1 protein-coding gene is annotated in these 1397 nt (G+C 69.0%); it reads left to right on the forward strand.

Annotated elements, in window-relative coordinates; genetic code table 11:
• Window positions 1–122 precede the first annotated feature (122 nt).
• Window positions 123–1397 (forward strand): ISL3 family transposase (locus SLP03_RS31370; RefSeq protein ID WP_319464255.1); only part of this gene is annotated, 1275 nt, incomplete at its 3' end.

A 1397-nucleotide genomic window follows, 5' to 3' on the forward strand; every position in this document is an offset into this window, starting at 1 on the left:
GGGTCTTCGAAGTTGGCGGGGGCTGCGCTGTCCTGAGTGGACCCCGGCGTGAGGGTGCCCGTGGCTCTCGGTGATCATGCCTGTTGTCTAGGCAAGCCGATCACTGCAGAGAAACCACGGGCATGGTTGAGGATACGACGCGGCTGTTGGGTCTTGACGGCCTGGCCGTGGTGAGGGTCGACGACGGTGTCGACGGACCGGTCGTGCACCTGGTCACCGCGGATGAACAGGCCAGATACTGCCCGCAGTGCGGGATCCGGGCGTCGAGGTCGAAGGGCCGGCGGGTCACCCGGCCCCGGGACCTGCCGATCGGTGGCAGACGCCCAGTGTTGTTGTGGGTCAAACGCCGGTGGCGGTGCGACGTGCGGTCGTGTCCGCGTAGGTCGTTCACCGAGGTGGTGGGGCAGCTCCCGGCCCGGCACCGGGTGACCGCCCGGCTGCGTGCGGCGGCGGGCGCCGCAGTCGCTGACGGCGGTCGCACGGTCGTGCAGTCGGCCCGTGACCATGGCATGTCGTGGCCGGTGGTCGCGGCAGCGTTCACCGCGCACGCCGCGGTGGTGTTGCCCGCCGAGCCTGACCCGGTCGAGGTCCTCGGGATCGACGAGACCCGCAGAGGCCGACCGAAATGGGTGTTCGACCAGGTCAGCCAGGCATGGCAGCCCAGCGTGGACCGATGGCACGTCGGCATGTGCGACCTGTCCGGCGGGCAAGGCCTGCTCGGCCAGGTCGAGGGCCGTAACGCTCAAGTCGTCGTCGATTGGCTCGGGCAACGCAGTCAGGCCTGGCGGGACGCGGTGCGGTTCGTCGCGATCGACATGTGCACGATCTTCAAGTCCGCTGTCCGTGAGGCGCTGCCGCACGCCACCCTGGTCGTCGATCACTTCCACATCGTGCAACTCGCCCATCAGGCCCTCAACGAGGTTCGCCGCCGGGTCACCGTGCAGGTCCGGGGCCGCCGGGGCCGTGCCGGTGACCGCGAATGGGACCTGCGTAACCGGTTGACCCGCTCCGCGCGCCGGATGCGCGCCGAACGCGTCGACAAGCTCTGCGACGACCTGTCCGGGCTACCCGCCGGCATCAGCGTGCCGGTCATGGCCGCCTGGAACGCCAAGGAAGACCTCCTCGACCTACTCGCCCTGGCCCGCACCCACCCAACCCGGGAACACGTCGCCCAGCTACTGCACCGCTTCTACCAGCGCTGCGCCGACTCCAACCTGCCCGAACTCACCCGCCTCGCGACCACCGTGCAAACCTGGTGGCCGCAGATCCTGGCGTTCATCCGCACCGGAATCACCAACGCCGGATCCGAAGGCACCAACCGAGTCATCAAAACCGTCGCCCGCAACGCCTACGGCTTCCGCAACCCCATCAACCAACGCCTACGAACACGCTGCGCA

The sequence above is a fragment of the Micromonospora sp. RTP1Z1 genome, assembly GCF_033804685.1.
Taxonomy (GTDB): domain Bacteria; phylum Actinomycetota; class Actinomycetes; order Mycobacteriales; family Micromonosporaceae; genus Micromonospora.